This window comes from Actinoplanes sp. CA-252034, from assembly GCF_050956125.1.
GTDB lineage: Bacteria > Actinomycetota > Actinomycetes > Mycobacteriales > Micromonosporaceae > Actinoplanes.
In genome coordinates, this window is sequence record NZ_CP191846.1 from 4,966,906 (window position 1) to 4,983,310 (window position 16,405).

Consider the following 16,405-nt stretch of genomic DNA (forward strand, 5'->3'; position numbering starts at 1 on the left):
CCGGCCCGAGAGGAACCACATGCTCTACCTGACCGCCGCCGTCACCGTGGCCCTCGCCGCGACGGCACTCAACCTGCTGCTCACCTTCGGCGTGATCCGTAAGCTGCGGGTGCACGACGCCAAGCTGGCCGACCGCGACGCTGTCATCCAGGAGGCGACCCTCCCGGCCGGGACGTCGGTGCCGGCCGTGACCGCGCGGACCGTCGACGGCGGCGCCGTAACGAGCGTGCGGCCGGGCAGCGCCCAGCTCGTCGGCTTCTTCTCGATCGGCTGCGGCGCCTGCGACGAGCGGATCCCCGAGTTCGTCGCCTACCGGCAGCGCACCGGCGTGGCCGCGGTCGCCGTGGTGGTCACCGACGCCGACGACTCCGGGCCGTACGTGGCACGTCTGTCCCCGCACGTCGACGTGGTCGTCGAGCGGGAGCGCGGCCCGCTGGCCACCGTGTTCGCGGTGACCAGTTTCCCGGCGCTGTGCCTGGTCGACGCCGACGGTGTGGTCGTCGCGGGCGGCAACGCCTTCCGGGAGCTTCCCGAGGCCGTTCCGGCGTGACCGGCTCGACGTCGGTTCCGGTTCGCCGGATCCCCGGGCACCTGTGGGCGGCCGTCCGTATCGGCGCCGGCGCAGCGCCGGGCGTCCTGACCGGATATGTGCTGGTCACGGTCGCGGCCGGGGTTGCTCCGGTGGTGACGGCGGCCGTTCTCCGTACCCTCATCGACGGGTTGGCCGCGGGCCGGGGGATCGCCGCGCTGACCGCCCCCGCCGTGTTGCTCGCCTGCCTGGGTCTGGTCCTGGGGGTGGTCCCGGCGGTCCGCGGCTACCTGTACGGCCGGATGCTGCGTGCCGTCGGTGTCCGGGCGATGGACCGTCTCTACCAGGCGATGAGCCGTTTCGTCGGCATCGGCGTGATGGAGAGCCCGGAGTTCCGTGACCGGCTGCGGATGGCCCAGCAGTCGGGTCGTTCCGGGCCCGGGCAGCTCGTCGACGACACCCTCGGCGCGGTGGAATCGGTGATCATGCTGTCCGGGTTCGTCGGTGTGCTGTTCGCGCTGAACCCGTGGCTGGCCCTGTTCGCCCTGGCCGCGGCGGGCCCGGCGCTGGCCGCGCAGTTCTGGCTGAACCGCCGCAATGCCCGGATGCTGTGGCAGATCAGCGGGCGCGCCCGTCGCGAAGCGCACTACGCCGAGCTGTTGACCAGCTTGAACGCGGCCAAGGAGCTGCGGATGCTGGGGCTGGGCGGGCTGTTCCGCAGCCGGATGCTGCGCGAGATGACGGCGGGCAACACCGAGCAGGCCCGCCAGGACGGCCGTGAGCTGTGGGTCCGCTCCCTGCTGGCGGCGCTCAGCGCGATCGTCGCGGGCGGCGGGCTGATCTGGGCGGTCCACCAGGCCGCGGCAGGGCGGCTGTCCATCGGTGACATCACGCTGTTGGTGGCGGCGGTGGGTGGCGTGCAGTCGGCGGGCAGCGGACTGGTCGACCGGTTCGCCTCGGCACACGAGAACGCCCTGCTTTTTGATCACTATCGGACACTCGTCGACGCCGAGTCGGATCTGCCGGTGCCGGCGCACCCGCTGCGGGCCGGCCCGCTGCGCCGCGGCATCGAGCTGCGCGACGTCTGGTTCCGGTACGGCCCGGACAAGCCGTGGGTGCTGCAGGGCGTCAACCTGACCATCGCGCACGGGCGGACGACCGCGCTCGTCGGGCTCAACGGCGCGGGCAAGAGCACCCTGGTCAAGCTGCTGTGCCGGTTCTACGATCCGACGCGGGGCAGCGTCACCTGGGACGGACAGGACCTGCGTGATCTCGATCCGGCCGAGGTCCGGGACCGCATCGGCGTGGTCTTCCAGGACTTCATGGCCTACGAGCTGTCCGCGGCCGAGAACATCGGCGTCGGCGACCTGCCGGCCATGGACGACCGGGAGCGGATCGAGGCCGCCGCCGGCCGTGCCGGTATCCACCAGGCGCTCGCGGCCCTGCCCGCCGGTTACGGCACGATGCTGACCAACGCCTGGTACGACGACGCCGACCGGGAGAACGAGGAGACCGGCGTGCTGCTCTCCGGCGGGCAGTGGCAGCGGGTGGCGCTGGCCCGCGCGTTCCTACGGGACCGGCGTGACCTGCTCATCCTCGACGAGCCGACGGCCGGGCTCGACCCGGAGGCCGAGTACGAGCTGCACCAGGGGTTGCGGCGGCACCGGCGGGGACGTACCAGCGTGCTGATCTCGCACCGGCTCGGCACCATCCGCGACGCCGACGAGATCGTCGTGCTCGCCGAGGGCGCCGTCCGCGAACGCGGCAGCCACGACGAGCTGATGGCCGCCGGCGCGGGCTACGCGCGCCTGTTCCGGATGCAGGCCGACGGCTACGCGAGCGCCGAGTGATCTGGCTGCTCACCGCCGCCGGCCTGCTGGCGGCCGCGGGTCTGCTGGCACGCCGGCGGCTGCTGCTGGTCACGGTCGAGGGCGTCAGCATGCAGCCGACCTACCGCCCCGGCGACCGCCTGCTGGTCCGCCGTGCCGCCCTGGCCGGCGTGCGCCGGGGCGCGGCGGTCGTCGTCGCCTCGCCGCCCGGCGCGGGCCCCGGCGATCCGCCGCTCATGGTCAAACGGGCCGCGGCCCTGCCCGGCGATCCGGTCCCGGCCGGCATCCCGGTGCCGGACACCACCGTCCCACCCGGTCACCTGCTGGTTCTCGGCGACAACGCCGGCCGCAGCGCCGATTCCCGCACGATGGGCTACCTGCATGCCGCGGACGTCATCGGGGTCGTTCTCCGCCGCATACCCCAATGATCAAAATGTACGGTCGACCGGCCCCGCCTCCACGCAAGAGGCCTCCCGGCGGAACCGGAAGTGTGCCATGTCGATAGACATCGGTTGATATTTCGGAAACTTGGATGTAATCCTTTCGGGAGCGCTCCCAATCCCCCATGACAGCGCTCTTCCGTTCCCCGGAAGGCCCAACCGAAAGGACGAACTGTGCCCCCACACAAGTCCCGCCGCTCCCGCAGGCCCGTCCAGGCAGCCGTTGTCGTGCTGACTCTGCTGCTCAGCGCCCTGCCCTGGACCGGCTCGGCCCAGGCCCACGGCACCATCATCAACCCGCAGTCCCGCGCCTATCAGTGCTGGAAGACCTGGGGCAGCCAGCACATGAACCCCGCCATGCAGACCCAGGACCCGATGTGCTGGCAGGCGTTCCAGGCCAACCCCGACACCATGTGGAACTGGATGAGCGCCCTGCGGGACGGGCTCGGCGGCCAGTTCCAGGCACGCACCCCCGACGGTCAGCTGTGCAGCAACGGGCTCACCCGTAACGACAGCCTGAACCAGGTCGGCGCCTGGAAGACCACCGGCAACCTGACCCGCAACTTCACCGTCCAGCTGTACGACCAGGCCAGCCACGGCGCTGACTACTTCCGTGTCTACGTGAGCAAGCAGGGGTTCAACCCGGCCACCCAGAAGCTCGGCTGGGGCAACCTCGACTTCATCACGCAGACCGGACGGTACGCGCCGGCGCAGAACATCTCGTTCAGCGTGTCCACCTCGGGCTACACCGGACAGCACATCCTGTTCGTCATCTGGCAGGCCTCGCACACCGACCAGGCCTACATGTGGTGCAGCGACGTCAACTTCGTCTGACCCGTACCCCCGGCCCGGGGCCCACAGCTCCGGGCCGGGGGTCCCTCTCGGCCACGAAGTGGAGAAGATGCGATGCACCGCTATGTCTGGGCTGCCGTGACCCTGCTCGCGGTGTCAGCCGGCGCGGTCGCCCTCAAGGTCGTCGAGGAGCCGCCGGACCTGCGACAACAGCTGACGTCCCGGATGCGCGCCACCCTCGAGGAGGCCGACCCGGCCACCCATCGGCACGCCGGGCACGGCAGCCTGCCGCAGAACCAGGCGGTCGTCTGCGGCGTCCACCTGTACGGCTACGAACCGGCCGACGTCACCGCGCTCGCCGACGTGCGCACCGTCTACGGGTTCCACATGTGCGGCGTCGCCGAGCCGCAGCTGCCATGGGACGTGGCGGTCAAACTGGCCGGCCCGGTCATCGTCACGATGTCCGACCCACCCGGCATCCAGGTCGTCGAGGCCACCGAGAACGTCAGGTTCGTCGACCGGCTGCGCGACATGTTCCCCGACCGGTACGCCCGGCTCGCCCTTACCGAGGCGCTGTCCGAGACGGAGATGACCGACCTGCGCAGCCGTTACGACACCGCGGCGGGGCTCTGAGGGCACCACCAACGCCGGGACGCCAGCGCCGCCAGCCCGGCCCCCGCGGTGTTGAGCAGCACGTCGTCCACCGAGGTCACCCGGTCCAGCTGCAACACGTACTGCGCCGCCTCGACCAGGGCTGACCCGGCCGCCGCGACCGCCAGGACCCGCGGCACCGACGCCAGCGCCGCGAACCGGATCGGCCCGAAGAACCCGAGCGCCGCGAAGACCAGCAGATTCCCCACGATCTGCACGACGATCGTCACCGGCCCGGCCGCGAACACGGTGAACAGGTCACGCAGCGGGACGAGGCTCACCCGGGCCTCGTCACCGGGCAGCAGGATCATCCACACCCACGGCACCGTCCCGTAGACGATCCCCACCTCGGCGAGCGGCCGCCGCCACTGCCCGCGCCGCCGGGCCAGCCCCCACACCACGAGGCCCGCCACCGGAGCCGCCAGCACCGTGACGACCACGACGCCGGTGATCGTCGCGAACCAGTCGTGCCATCCCCCGAGCATCAGCGCACTCTACCCAGCCCGCACCGCCGCAATGGCGCCCGCCGCCGGGTCGTACGCTGGGCGCATGCGTCCCGTTCTTCGTCTGCTCGGCCTTCGGCTGCTGTATTTCCTGCTGGTCTTCGGGGCTCTCACCGTCGCGCCGCTCGGGCTCGACCTGGTGTTGCGGGTGCTGATCGCCTTCGTCGTCAGCATGGTGCTCTCGTTCTTCCTGCTGCGCCGGGAGCGGCTCGAGGTCACCGAGAAGGTGGTGACCTCGGTCGACGCGCGCCGGGAGCGGCGCCGTCAGTCCGGCCGGGGATAGTTGCCGGAGACGATGATCATCGCCTGGAGCTGGAGGGTGTCGCCGAAGTAGTCGCGGGGGTCGACCCGCGACGTGGCGAGTCGCTCCCACAGGGCGTCGAGCCAGGGCTGCGCGGTCGGGTCGGTCATCGCGCTCACCGCCAGCGGCGCCCAGAACGCGTTGTCGGCGTCGGCCCGGTAACGGGTGCCGTCCAGGGCGTACCCCGATCCGACCCGGCCCGGATCGTCCCCGGTCACCGACCGGAACCACGCTGTCATCCGGCGGGCCGCGGCGGTCGTGACGGCGTCACCGGTGAGCAGCGCGTCGAGGCCGAGACGCCACGGGGTCCGGCAGGCGTTGAACCCGTAGTCATCGTCGTGCACGGTCTCCAGCACCCGGCCCGTGACCGGCGCCGGCCCGTCGCCGCGCACGAAGTCCGGAAGCAGACCGGTCCGCGGACTGTGCCGGCGCTGCAGCCGGTCGATCGCCGACAGGTGCGCGCGGGTGATCGCCGCCCACCGCGGATCCCCGGTGGCCGCCTGGAACGCCCGGAAGTACAGCGGATTCCAGTCCGACGTGCGCGACGTGCCGTACAGGCGGGTGCCCTCGGTGCTCCAGTCGCCGAGCAGCATCAGGCCGCTGTCACGGTTCACGGTGCTGCGCTCGATCGCCCGGATGCGGCGTACCGCCAGCTCCCGGTAGTCGTGACGGCCGGTGCTGCCCCAGGCGCGGTCGGCGAGCAGCAGCGCGTACGCGATGTCCAGGTCGCCGTCGGTCGCCGAGTCCCCGCCGGCCCGCTCGGCGCAGCGCGCGTCGAGCTCCGCCGCCATCAGGTCGGGGTCGTTGCGGGACGGATGCTCCAGCACGAAACCGAGGAGACCGTCGAACAGCTCCCGTGCCCCGCTGTCGAGCGTTGCCATCGACACGGCGGCCACCAGGCCGTACCCCTGCCCCTCGGCGATCGCCGGATACGCCGCGTCGGGGGAGTGGACCCGCAGCGTCCCCTCGGTGCAGCCGGGCCGCACGAACGCCGTCTTCCAATCGGTGTAGTAGGCGAGCAGTCGCTCCCGCATCCGCTCCGGGCTCGCCGACGGCCGGATGACGTCGTGCGGATAGAAGCCCACGGGCGGCGGTGGTACGGGTGTGCGCAGTATGGCGACGGAAGGCTGCGGCCCGCACCCGGCGAGACACAGGAGAAGAAGCCCCGCGGCCCACCTGATCACGGCGGCCACCCTACGTCGGCTCTCCGGCGTGCCGGGCATCCAGCGACGGACCCGGAGTGCGTCCCGGCCCTCCCGAGGCAGGGTTCTAAGATCATGGATCTTGTGAGACTCGGGGGAGTTCGATGAGACAGCGACGGCCGGGCCGATATTGGATCTTCACCGCCGCGGTGATGCCGCTCAACCCGCTCGCCTGGTATCTCGTCGAGCGCCGGCAGTCGTGTGCGGACGCGCATCCGGGGGCGCAGCAGCAGGGGTACGACGGGCCGTGCGCCGTCGAGTACGGCCTCTCCGGTGTCGCGACCCTCGCGCTGCTGCCGCTGACCGCCACCATCGCCGTCGCCCTGTTCATCGGCATCACCGAGGGACGGCGGCGCTACCCGTTCGCCGCCGCCCGGTGGTGGTGTGCCGCGGTGGTCGGCGTGTGCTCACCTCCGACGCTGGTGGTGTACGCGCTCGGCTACGGGCTCGGGCGTGTCCTGCCCGCGCCGCAGGCCCTGGTGGCGTACCGGGTGGGCCGGCAGACCGCGGTCCACGCGTTCGCGGCCCTCAGCCGTGGCCTGCCGCCGCAGCAGGTCCTCGCCGCCGGTTTCGTCAGCCCGGAGCCGGTCTATCTGGACACGGTGATGGGCTACGCCCGCTACTACGGCATGGACGTGACCTTCCAGCCCGGCTTCACGGTCGCGTTCGGGTCGCCCGCGTTCGTGGCCGGCGCGGCGATCGGCAATCTGGTCGGCAACAGCGTCGGCCGGTCCCGGGCCGCGGCGATGGCCCGCGCCCAGTGGCGCGAGCAGCGGTCGGTCCGGGTGCTCGTCACCGCCTCGACCACCTGGTGCTGTGTGGACGGCCGCTGGCTGCGCTTCGACCACTCCGTGGTGATGGAGTACCACCTGGAGGACGCCACGTGCGTCCTGACGTTCCCGGACACCGAGCCGATGATGCTGACCGGCCCGGCGGCGGCGCTGCACGCCGTGCTCTTCGCCTATCTCCGGGGCGGGCCGCACTGGCAGCACCAGCCGTTCCTGCATCAGATCGCGGTCGCGGCCTTTCCGGGATCCCCGATCGGCTGAGCCGTCCGATCGTGGCCGGCGCGCCGGACGGCGCACCCCTTATGATTGACGTCCTTCAATATCACTCGTAGCGTGCCGGGCAGAGAAACTTTCGCCGTCCCGAGCGAAAATATCCTCTACATGCGGCGGTCCGGCGCCATCACCGCGCAGAGCGTCACCCTCAACCTCCACGGCCTGACGTTCCGGGGCGTCACCGGTCTCACCCGGGGCGCCGACTACACGGTCTCCGGCAACACCCTCACCCTCACGGCGGCGGCCCTCACCCGGCTGGCCGACGACCGCGCCTACGGCGCCAAGAGCACCATCGAGCTGCGATTCTCCCAAGGTCTGCGATGGTCCATCACGATCATCTCGTACGATCAACGACTCACGCCCCGGCCAGTGCGACGACCGGCGGCTTCGCCATACCGACGCAGTTCCGTGGTGATCAGCCGGCCACCATGGAGGCGCGGTACGCCGACGGCACCAACGCGGGGCCCGCGGACTGGACGCCCTTCAAGGAGTTCTGGACCCACTTCCAGCCCGACTACGCGGCCGGCACGATCCTGCTGAAGCCGGAGTTCTTCGCCGAGGTCGACGACGGCCCGGTCACGCTCACCTTCCACTTCTGGAGCCGCGCGCGGACCACGTACCTCATCACGAAGTCCGGGGCCACGGTCACCGGCTCCTGAGCCGATACGGGCGTGGTGGCCCGCTGCCGGTCGCCGCGCGCGGCTCGCCGGCGCGGATCGACGGCCGCGTAGCGGTCACCGGCGGGCTGGCTCCGAGCGCAGCACCCGGGGCCGGGCCGACGGCGCCCGGTCGGCCGGAGCCTCCGCCGCTCCGGTACGCCCCACGCGCCCCCGCGCCGCACGGTCCAGTGCCGCCCGCAGCCGGGCCTCCTCGCCGGCCCGGTCCCGGTACCACGCCAGCGCCCACGCCCGGTGCAGACGCCACCCCAGGCTCATCAGCACCTGGTCGTTGAGCCGGTCCCGGTCCCGCGCCGCCGGGCAGTCCCGGTAGCCCGGCCCGTCGCAGCGCACCCCGAGCAGATAGTCACCGGCCGGATCGTCGGGGTGCCGGATCGCGATGTCGACCCGCCCGCCGGCCGTGCCCAGACCGGTCCGTGCCGGATAGCCCCAGGATCGGACGGTCTCCAGCACCGAGGTCGCGAACGCGCCCGCCTCGTCGTCCGGCCCCGGATCGGCGCCCGCCGCGTCGCGTTCCACATAGTCCAGGTAGGCGGCGAGTTGCCGGATCCCCTCGTTCTCCGACTGCGGCACGTCCCGTGCCAGGATCGACGTCACGATCTCCACCCGGTGCCGGGCGCGGGTGATCGCCACGTTCAGCCGCCGCCAGCCGTTCGGGCGGTTGAGGGCCCCGAAGTTCGCGCTGATCCGGCCGTTCTCGTCGTAGCCGTACCCGATCGAGAAGATCATCACGTCGCGCTCGTCGCCCTGCACCGACTCCAGGCTCTTGACGAAGAAGCCGTGCAGCCGGTCGTCGGTGACCGCCCGCTCCAGCGCCGGATGCCCGGCCGCGATCTTCTCCAGCGCCCGCTCGATCGCCTCGGCCTGGGTCACCGAGAACGTCACCACCCCGAGCGACTGCCGCGGCCGGGTGGCGAAGTGGTGCACGATCCGCTCGGCGACCCGCTCCGCCTCGACCGGGTTGTCCCGGCCGGTCGCCCGGCGGTAGACGCCCGCCACCGGGAACAGCTGGACCCCGGTGTCCGGCCCGCCGATCGCCGGCGCCGGGAAGGTGCTCAGCCGGCCCTGATAGAACGCGTCGTTGGCGAACGCCACGAGCGCCTGGTGCCGGCTGCGGTAGTGCCAGGTCAGGCTCATCCCGGGGAACGCGCCGCAGGCCTTGGCCAGCTCCAGGACCGACTGGAAGTCGAGCACCTCACTGTCCTCGCCGCCCGCGGACAGACCGCCCGCAGAGAGGTCGGACACGGAGAGACCGGACGCGGAGGGAGCCGACGACGAGAGACCCGACGCGGAGAACGAGCGGTCGAAGAACGACGTCGGGGGCAGCTGCCGGTCGTCACCCGCGGTGATCAGCGAGCGGCCCCGGTAGATGCAGTTGACCGCTTCCGCCGGCGTCACCTGGGATGCCTCGTCGAAGATCACGGCGTCGAAGTCGATGTCCGGGGGCAGCGACTGGCTGACCGTCAGCGGGGAGGCGAGCACGCACGGGCGCAGGGCGAGCACGGCGTCGCGGGCGCGGGAGATCAGGTCGCGTACCGGAAGCTGCCGGTCGGCCTTCATCGCCTCGCGCCGCAGCAGGGCCGCCCCGGCGCTGTCGGCCGCCGGCCGGCCCGCCTCGACGGCGGCGACGATGTCGCGGGCCGCGATCGGCGCGAGCCTCGCGTCGGCCTGCCGGTACTCGGCGACCAGCCGGTCCCGGTCCTCGCCCCGCCACGGCCGCAACCGGCTGTCGCCGCGGACCACCGCGTCCACCCAGCCGTGCAGTAACGCCCGTTCCAGCACGGCCGGCACCTCGGCGCCGTCGACGCCCTGATCGGCGCAGAACTCGACGGCCGCGTCCAGGCCGTGGAAGGTGAGCACGTCGCGGGCGTCCAGGCAGGCGAACCACTCCTCCTGGCCGCTGCTGTCGTCGCGGATGGCGCGCAGCAGCGCCGCCGCCCGCCGGTAGTCGCCGAAGCACTCCCGCAGGTCGGCCTGGCGGGCCGGGCCGAACCCGGCGAGCACCAGTTGGCTCGCCCCGGCCCACTCCTGGGCCCGCTCGCCGAGCAGGGGCAGCGGCCGCAGATCACGCAGCGCGGCGACCTGGGCGTCGGTGAGTGGCCCACCGGCGAACTCCCGCGCGGTCGCGACCCAGGCGATGGCCGCGGCGAGCACGGCCGGATCGGTGTCCGGCATCTGCGCGGTACGCCCACCGGCCGCCGCCGTGGCCGACTCGGCAGCCGCCCGCAACTCCGCCAGCCGGACCGTCTCGGCGTAGTCCAGGGTCCGCCCGGTCGCCTTGTCGTACGCCCGGACCGTCTCCGCCGCCGCCCGCAGCGCCACGCCGTGCTCGGTCAGCCAGGTGATCGCGTCGTCGATCGGCCCGGTCGTCAGCTCCGGCCGGGCCGCCGGATAGGGCGCCGGCCGCAACGTGGCCTGCCACCGCTGCAGGGCGTCACGTGCGTCGGCGACCACCTGCAGCGGTGTCGGGTCGGGCGCCGGCGCGCAGACGTAGGCGAGCACCGCCTCCAGGGCGGCGGGCGGTGCGGCCGTGAGCGCCGCCCCGGCCACCGCGATCGCGTCGTCGAGGGCGGCGAAGTCGGTGCCACGGCCCTGCCAGTAGCGGCCGAGCGCGGTCGCGTAGGTGTGCTCGGCCGCCGCCAGGTCCTGCAGCGCCCGCTTCCACGCGACAGCCACCCCGATCCGGGAGATCGCGTCGCCGAGATGCGCGGTCGGCAGCACGAACCCGGCCACCTGCCGCCGGTCGCGCCGGTACGCCGCCAGCAGCTTGCGCCACCCCCGGTGCACGTGCGTGAACCGTTCGGCCAGTTCCTCCACCGGCTGCGCCAGGATCGCCTCGGAGAAGTACGGACGGGCCTGGATCTCCGCCCCGACCAGCACCTCCAGAGCCCGGCGCAGCGCGTTCGCCCCGGTCTGCACGGTCGCCAGCACCCCCGGCCCGAACCAGAACCGTTCCGGCTTGTGCGGCCGGGCGCCCAGCTCGACGACCGTGGCGACGCGGGCGATGTCGCGGGTGGTGGCCGCCGACGGCAGCCCCAGCTTGGCGGTGACCCGGTCGACCGCGCGCCGGTGCTTCTCGAGCTGCTCGGCGGCTCGCGTGAAGGACAGGGCCAGCTCGTCGGCGTCGGCCGCGGTCAGTGCACCCAGGTCGACCGGGGCGGTCAGCGACTCCAGCGACGGCACGTCCGGCAGGGCGGCGGGGGAGGGCAGGGCCGTCCAGGGCGCGCCGGCCCGCTGCCTGACGGCCTCGGCGGCGTGGGCGGCGGCGGCCAGCGCGTCACCGCGACGGCCGGCGGCCGTCCGGATCGGTTCCAGGTCGGCGGCGGTCAACCAGGCGTCGGCGACGTGTTCCGGCCGGGTGCCCGCGTGGTCGGCCAGACGGGCCAGCGTGGCCGCGTCGGACGGCCCGCGCAGCCCGAACGCGGTGGCGGCGGCGTCGGCGGTCCGGGCCATCCGGGCCAGCGCGGCGAGGGCCTTCTCGGCGCGGCTCAGCGCCGGGTCGAGCGATTCCCGGATCGTCACGTCACGCCAGAGCAGCGTGTCGCCCCCGGCGATCGCCCGCCACGAGCGCGACAGCTGGTCGACGGCCTCGTGGATGCGGTGCATCGCGTCGGGGGTGAGCGCGCTCGGGGCGATCGTGGGCACCGGCGCGGCGGGCACCCGGGCCAGCGCGGCGCATCGTCCGATGATCTCGTGCACGCTCGCGCCCAGCGGCCGGCGGATCTCGTTGATCGCGTACGCGTAGGCGGTGAGCCGCTCCCGGCGCTCGCGCAGAGCGGCCCGGTCCACCGACGGCCCCTCGCCGGCCGGCTCCGGGACCTCGTCGACCGCCGCGGCCAGCAGCGTCGCGACCTCCCGGCGGCCCGCCTTCTGCCCGTGCAGCTCCAGCAGGTACCGGTCGAGCCCGGCCTCGGCGAGGCGGTTGCGGACCACGTCGAGCGCGGCCACCTTCTCCGAGACGAACAGGACCCGTTTCCCGGCGTGCAGCAGCGCCCCGATCATGTTGGCGACGGTCTGCGACTTGCCGGTGCCGGGCGGCCCGTCCATCACGAAGCTCTGCCCGGCCAGCGCCGCGGCCACGCACGCGCGCTGTGACGAGTCGGCGTCCAGCACCAGCGGCACGTCCTCCGGTGGGGCGAGCCGGTCGGTCTCCTCCGGCCTGATCGGCGTGAAGCGGAACTGCTCGGTCTGCCGCCGCTGGTCGGTGGTCGCCAGCGCGCGGACCACGGGGTGCGCCAGGATCCGCTCCTCGTTCTCCTGCAGGTCCCGGTAGATGGCCTCCTTGTGGAAGGTGAGGCAGGTCAGGGTCACCGACCGCTCGATGTGCCAGCCGTTGCGGCGGGCCACGGTGTCGGTGAACGTCTGCCAGAGCCGGGACACGTTCAGCTCGGCGCCCGGCTCCGGCTCGGGCACGCTGATACCGGCCTGCCGCAGTCGCAGCACGAGCGCCGGGTTGAGCACCGGCTCGGCGTCGCGCATCCGCAGGCCCGGATGGCCGCCCTGCTCGCCGGCGACGAGCTCGACCGGGAGCAGCAGCAGGGGGCTGGCGTAGCTGGTGGTCTCGCTGTCGGCGTCCTCGTCGTCGGTGGCCAGCCGCCAGTGCAGCAGCCCGAACGCCAGATGCAGCACGGCGACGCCACGGTCCAGGTGCTCCTGGTGGGCCCGGCGCATCATCCGCCGCAGCATCGGCCCGAGGGCACGGTCCGGCAGTTCGGTGCGGAACGTCGTGTCGTCCGCCTCGCCGCCGCCCGGTCCGCCCAGCGGGCACGGCATGCCCCGGGTGAGCGCGGCGACCACCTGATCGGCGTCGGGAGCGGTGATCTCCACGAGATCGGCGCTGCCGCCGGTGAAGTTGATCAGGCGGTTGTTGTCGCCGAGATCGATCAGGCTGTCACGCCAGGCCCGCAAGGCCGCGTGCACGCCGGCCCGTGCCGGCCTCGACTCGGGCCGGTCGTCGTCACCCCGGGATCCCATGCCCCGATTGCAGCAGTACGAGACGCTTTCGCGCGGGAGAATCAGATACTTCGCGTTTGTCGGCTTTCCGGAGAAAGCGCCCCGGCGGGCGCTTCCCGACGGCCGCCCGGCGACTCGTCGTGACGGCCGCCCGGGGAGTCGTCACCGCCGCCCGGGGAGTCGTCGCGCGGCGGTTCGGTGGGCGCCGGCAGGGCGCACGTCTCCGCCAGGGCCGCGATCAGAACCGGGGGTCGGCTCCGGAGGGGAGCGGGATCAGGTGGTTGGGGTCGACGGGCGGCACCTCGACGTGCGAGATCAGCGGATGCAACGGCCGCCGGTCGACCTCGCCGGCGCCGAACAGCGTCTCGGTGAGCTTCTCGCCCTCGCGCAGCCCGGTGTAGACGATCGGGACCGGTTTGCGCGACAGCGACACCATCTGGTGCGCCACCTCGGCGATCCGGACCGGTTCGCCCATCTCCAGGACCAGGGCCTCACCGTCGGCGCCGATCGCCGCGGCCTGGATCACCAGGTGCACCGCCTCCTGGGTGGTCATGAAATACCGGGTCACGTCGGGATGGGTCACCGTGACCGGGCCGCCCTCGGCGATCTGGGTGCTGAACGTGGTGAACACCGAGCCCCGGCTGCCCAGCACGTTGCCGAAGCGGACGCTCAGGAACGTCCCGTCGCTGTGCCGGGCCGTCCACGCGGTGAGCCGCTCGGTGATCCGTTTCGAGTAGCCGAGCACGCTGGTCGGGTCGGCGGCCTTGTCGGTGGAGATGTTGACGAACCGTTCCACCGAGCCGGCAGCGTCGAGCACGTTGAGCGTACCCATCACATTGGTCTTCATCGCCTCGGCCGGATAGCGCTGCAGCAGCGCCAGGTGCTTGAGTGCGGCGGCGTGGAAGACCACCTGCGGGCGCCGGGACCGGAAGATCTCCCGCATCCGCCCGGCGTCGCGCACGTCGGCCAGGATCACCGACGGGTCGTCGAGCCGGGCCTGCGAGTCGATCGACAGCTGGACGGCGAGCAGCGACGTCTCGTCCCGGTCCAGCATCAGCAGCTCGGCCGGCCGGAAGTGGTGGATCTGCCGGCACAGCTCCGACCCGATCGAGCCGCCCGCCCCGGTCACCAGCACCCGTTTGCCGGTCAGGCAGCTGCCGATCGAGGTCAGGTCGGTGTCGATCTGATGACGGCCGAGCAGGTCGGTGACCTGGACCTCGCGGATGTCGCCGACCTCGACGGGCTGGTCCATCAGCTCGCTGACCGACGGCACCACCTTGAACGCGGCGCCCGCCGCCAGCGCCCGGTCGCGGATCTCGCGGACCAGGCCGGCGTCCGCGTTGGCCACCGCGAAGATCAGCACCTCGGCGCGGGTGTCGGCCAGAGCCCGGCCGATGGCGTCGCGCCCGCCCAGGACCGGGACGCCGTGGATGTGCAGCAGCCGTTTGCCCGGGTCGTCGTCGATCAGACCGGCCGGCAGGTAGCGGCCCTTGGGGTCGTGCAGCATCGAGTGGATCAGCAGCGCCCCCGCCGATCCGGCCCCGAACAGCACCGCGGGAGCGGCGGTCCGGCGGTCCGGTCGCAGCCGGTGGATCAGCTGGACGCGGCGTAGGTAGCGGGCGCCCATCATCAGGACCAGGCTGATCGCGCCGCCTGCGGCCGGCACGCCGACCGGCACGAGCGGGCGGGACAGCAGCATGCCGGCGATGGTCAGGACGAACGCGACCGCCGCCGTGGTGGTGGCGACCCCGTGCACCTCCTCGAAGCTCGCGAACCGGTAGCGGCCCCGGTAGAGCCGGCGGGTGTGGCCGATGGTCGCCTGCAGCGCCACCGCGAGCGCGATCATGGCGAAGGTACCGGCCAGGTAGCGGTGGCCGGGGAGGAAGTCGAAGCGGGCGTGGACGGCCGCGAGGAGCCCGACCGTCCAGGCGGCGCCGTCCACGAGCAGCGGCAGCAGGCGAGCGCCCCTCATGTCCGGCAGCGTAGCAAGGGTCGCATTATGATAAAAACCAACTTTTCCGATTCAAGGTATTCGCACGATTAGTAGCCCTATCGTGGCGGTTAGCCGCGGAATGGGGGTCTCGGTGGGCCTGCGCGACTACCTCCGTGTCGCCGGACGCAACCGGTGGCTGCTGGCCGCCTCGCTGGTCCTGGCGCTCGGCGTGGCCATGCTCGTCAACCTCTACACCACGCCGGTGTACGCCGCCCGGGTCACGTTCTTCTTCTCCACTCCCGGCGGCGGGGCCGGTGACATGCCCGGCGCGTCGATGTTCAGCGGCAGCCGCCTGTCCACCTACGCCGAGCTGCTCACCAGCGACGAGGTCGCCAAGCCGCTCGCCGGGACGCCCGGTGTCGACCTGGACCTCGAGGAGATCCGTGAGTCGATCTCCGCGGAGATCGTCCCGGACACCGTGATCATGAAGGTCGCCGTGGAGGACCGCGACCGCAACCGGACGTTGCTGCTGCTCACCCGGCTCAGCCGCCGCTTCGCCGCCGCGGTGCAGGAGCTCGAGCGGCCCGGTCCGGCCGAGCCGTCGTCGGTGAAGGTCACGGTCGTCTCCGGCCCGGCCCTGGACGAGGACCCGGTCGCCCCGAACCCCCTCAACAACTTCGCCCTCGCCTCGGTCGCCGGCCTGGTGGTCGGCGCGATCGCCTCGGTCGCCCGGGAGGTGGCCGACCACACCGTCCGCAACGCCGAGACGCTGCAGATCCTCACGTCCGCCCCGGTGCTGGGCCGGGTGCCGATGGACCCGGCCGGGCCGTTCGTCTCCCCGAGCGCCTCGCCCCGGACCGAGGCGCTGCGCGAGATCCGGACCCGGGTGCAGTGCGCCGCGGCGGCCCAGTCGGTGAAGACCATCGCGGTGACCAGCGCGGTCCCCGGTGAGGGCCGGTCGGCCACCGCCTGCGGGCTGGCCCTGCTCTTCGCCGAGGCCGGCCAGCGGGTCCTGGTCGTCGACGCCGAGCTGCGCCACCCCCGCCTGGCCGCCTTCCTGGGCCGGGAGGACGCGGCGGGCCTCAGCACGGTCCTGGACGGCACGGCGCCGCTGGAGCAGGCCCTGCAACCGTGGGGCGCCGGCCTGTGGCTGCTGGCCGGCGGCCGGACCCCGCCGAACCCGAGCGAGCTGCTCAGCTCACCCCGGATGACCGAGCTGGTCGACGAGGTACGCCGCAGGTTCGACGTGGTGATCTTCGACTGCCCGCCGCTGCTCCCGGTCACCGACGCCGCCGTGGTGGCCGCCCGCGCCGACGGCACCCTGCTCGTGGTGCGCGCCCGCCGGACGACCTCGGCGCAGGTCACCGACGCGGTCCGGGCCCTGCACGCGGTCAACGCGACACTGCTCGGCTGCGTGCTCAACATGGTCGCCGGCAAGGGCCCGGACGCGATCCCCACCTACGACACGTACCCGTCCGGCCCGAAGCCGTCACCGCGCGGCCGGGGCGGATGGACGATGCAGGCGGCGTGATGC

At 72.9% G+C, this 16,405-nt stretch carries 13 protein-coding genes and 1 pseudogene; 10 read left to right on the forward strand and 4 right to left on the reverse strand.

Going from position 1 to position 16,405, the window contains the following annotated elements; all coding sequences use genetic code 11:
* The first annotated feature begins 19 nt into the window (after nucleotides 1-19).
* The 5 genes from ACQPZW_RS22515 to ACQPZW_RS22535 all read left to right on the forward strand — a co-directional run bounded on the left by ACQPZW_RS22515 (nucleotide 20) and on the right by ACQPZW_RS22535 (nucleotide 4,223).
* Nucleotides 20-550, forward strand: a complete 531-nt coding sequence (locus ACQPZW_RS22515; protein WP_433796898.1) for a hypothetical protein — start codon at nucleotides 20-22, stop codon at nucleotides 548-550.
* Nucleotides 547-2,379 carry an ABC transporter ATP-binding protein gene (locus tag ACQPZW_RS22520; protein WP_433796899.1) on the forward strand — a complete coding sequence of 611 codons (1,833 nt, stop codon included), beginning with the start codon at nucleotides 547-549 and terminating at the stop codon, nucleotides 2,377-2,379. Before ACQPZW_RS22515 ends, ACQPZW_RS22520 begins: the two co-directional genes overlap by 4 nt.
* Nucleotides 2,376-2,786, forward strand: a complete 411-nt coding sequence (locus ACQPZW_RS22525; protein WP_433796900.1) for a S26 family signal peptidase — start codon at nucleotides 2,376-2,378, stop codon at nucleotides 2,784-2,786. The genes ACQPZW_RS22520 and ACQPZW_RS22525 overlap by 4 nt, the downstream gene beginning before the upstream one ends.
* 240 nt (nucleotides 2,787-3,026) lie before the next feature.
* A complete protein-coding gene (locus tag ACQPZW_RS22530; protein ID WP_433796901.1) occupies nucleotides 3,027-3,632 on the forward strand; it encodes a lytic polysaccharide monooxygenase auxiliary activity family 9 protein in 606 nt (201 codons plus the stop codon).
* 72 nt (nucleotides 3,633-3,704) lie between these two features.
* Nucleotides 3,705-4,223 carry a hypothetical protein gene (locus ACQPZW_RS22535; protein WP_433796902.1) on the forward strand — a complete coding sequence of 173 codons (519 nt, stop codon included), beginning with the start codon at nucleotides 3,705-3,707 and terminating at the stop codon, nucleotides 4,221-4,223.
* Here ACQPZW_RS22535 and ACQPZW_RS22540 read toward each other — a convergent pair.
* Nucleotides 4,199-4,726, reverse strand: a complete 528-nt coding sequence (locus ACQPZW_RS22540) for a VanZ family protein (RefSeq protein WP_433796903.1) — start codon at nucleotides 4,724-4,726, stop codon at nucleotides 4,199-4,201. The genes ACQPZW_RS22535 and ACQPZW_RS22540 overlap by 25 nt on opposite strands.
* A 64-nt stretch (nucleotides 4,727-4,790) precedes the next feature.
* Here ACQPZW_RS22540 and ACQPZW_RS22545 point away from each other — a divergent pair, with 64 nt between their 5' ends.
* Nucleotides 4,791-5,027 carry a DUF4229 domain-containing protein gene (locus tag ACQPZW_RS22545; protein ID WP_433796904.1) on the forward strand — a complete coding sequence of 79 codons (237 nt, stop codon included), beginning with the start codon at nucleotides 4,791-4,793 and terminating at the stop codon, nucleotides 5,025-5,027.
* On the opposite strand, the gene ACQPZW_RS22550 is transcribed toward ACQPZW_RS22545, so the two are convergent.
* A complete protein-coding gene (locus tag ACQPZW_RS22550) occupies nucleotides 5,009-6,130 on the reverse strand; it encodes a glycosyl hydrolase family 8 (protein WP_433796905.1) in 1,122 nt (373 codons plus the stop codon). The genes ACQPZW_RS22545 and ACQPZW_RS22550 overlap by 19 nt on opposite strands.
* A 221-nt stretch (nucleotides 6,131-6,351) precedes the next feature.
* Here ACQPZW_RS22550 and ACQPZW_RS22555 point away from each other — a divergent pair, with 221 nt between their 5' ends.
* The 3 genes and pseudogenes from ACQPZW_RS22555 to ACQPZW_RS22565 all read left to right on the forward strand — a co-directional run bounded on the left by ACQPZW_RS22555 (nucleotide 6,352) and on the right by ACQPZW_RS22565 (nucleotide 7,967).
* Nucleotides 6,352-7,296 carry a hypothetical protein gene (locus ACQPZW_RS22555; protein WP_433796906.1) on the forward strand — a complete coding sequence of 315 codons (945 nt, stop codon included), beginning with the start codon at nucleotides 6,352-6,354 and terminating at the stop codon, nucleotides 7,294-7,296.
* Nucleotides 7,297-7,416: 120 nt separating this feature from the next.
* Nucleotides 7,417-7,584, forward strand: a pseudogene (locus tag ACQPZW_RS22560) (X2-like carbohydrate binding domain-containing protein); the annotation flags it as partial.
* 44 nt (nucleotides 7,585-7,628) lie between these two features.
* Nucleotides 7,629-7,967, forward strand: a complete 339-nt coding sequence (locus ACQPZW_RS22565) for a hypothetical protein (protein WP_433796907.1) — start codon at nucleotides 7,629-7,631, stop codon at nucleotides 7,965-7,967.
* Nucleotides 7,968-8,042: 75 nt separating this feature from the next.
* Here ACQPZW_RS22565 and ACQPZW_RS22570 read toward each other — a convergent pair whose 3' ends face one another.
* Both ACQPZW_RS22570 and ACQPZW_RS22575 read right to left on the reverse strand, forming a co-directional pair.
* Nucleotides 8,043-12,959, reverse strand: a complete 4,917-nt coding sequence (locus ACQPZW_RS22570) for a DUF4011 domain-containing protein (RefSeq protein WP_433796908.1) — start codon at nucleotides 12,957-12,959, stop codon at nucleotides 8,043-8,045.
* Nucleotides 12,960-13,176: 217 nt separating this feature from the next.
* Nucleotides 13,177-14,910, reverse strand: coding sequence for a polysaccharide biosynthesis protein (locus tag ACQPZW_RS22575; protein WP_433796909.1), 1,734 nt, complete (start codon nucleotides 14,908-14,910; stop codon nucleotides 13,177-13,179).
* Nucleotides 14,911-15,010: 100 nt separating this feature from the next.
* On the opposite strand from ACQPZW_RS22575, the gene ACQPZW_RS22580 reads away from it, so the two are divergent.
* Entirely contained in the window at nucleotides 15,011-16,402 is a 1,392-nt protein-coding gene (locus ACQPZW_RS22580) for a polysaccharide biosynthesis tyrosine autokinase (protein WP_433796910.1), read from the forward strand.
* Nucleotides 16,403-16,405 lie beyond the last annotated feature (3 nt).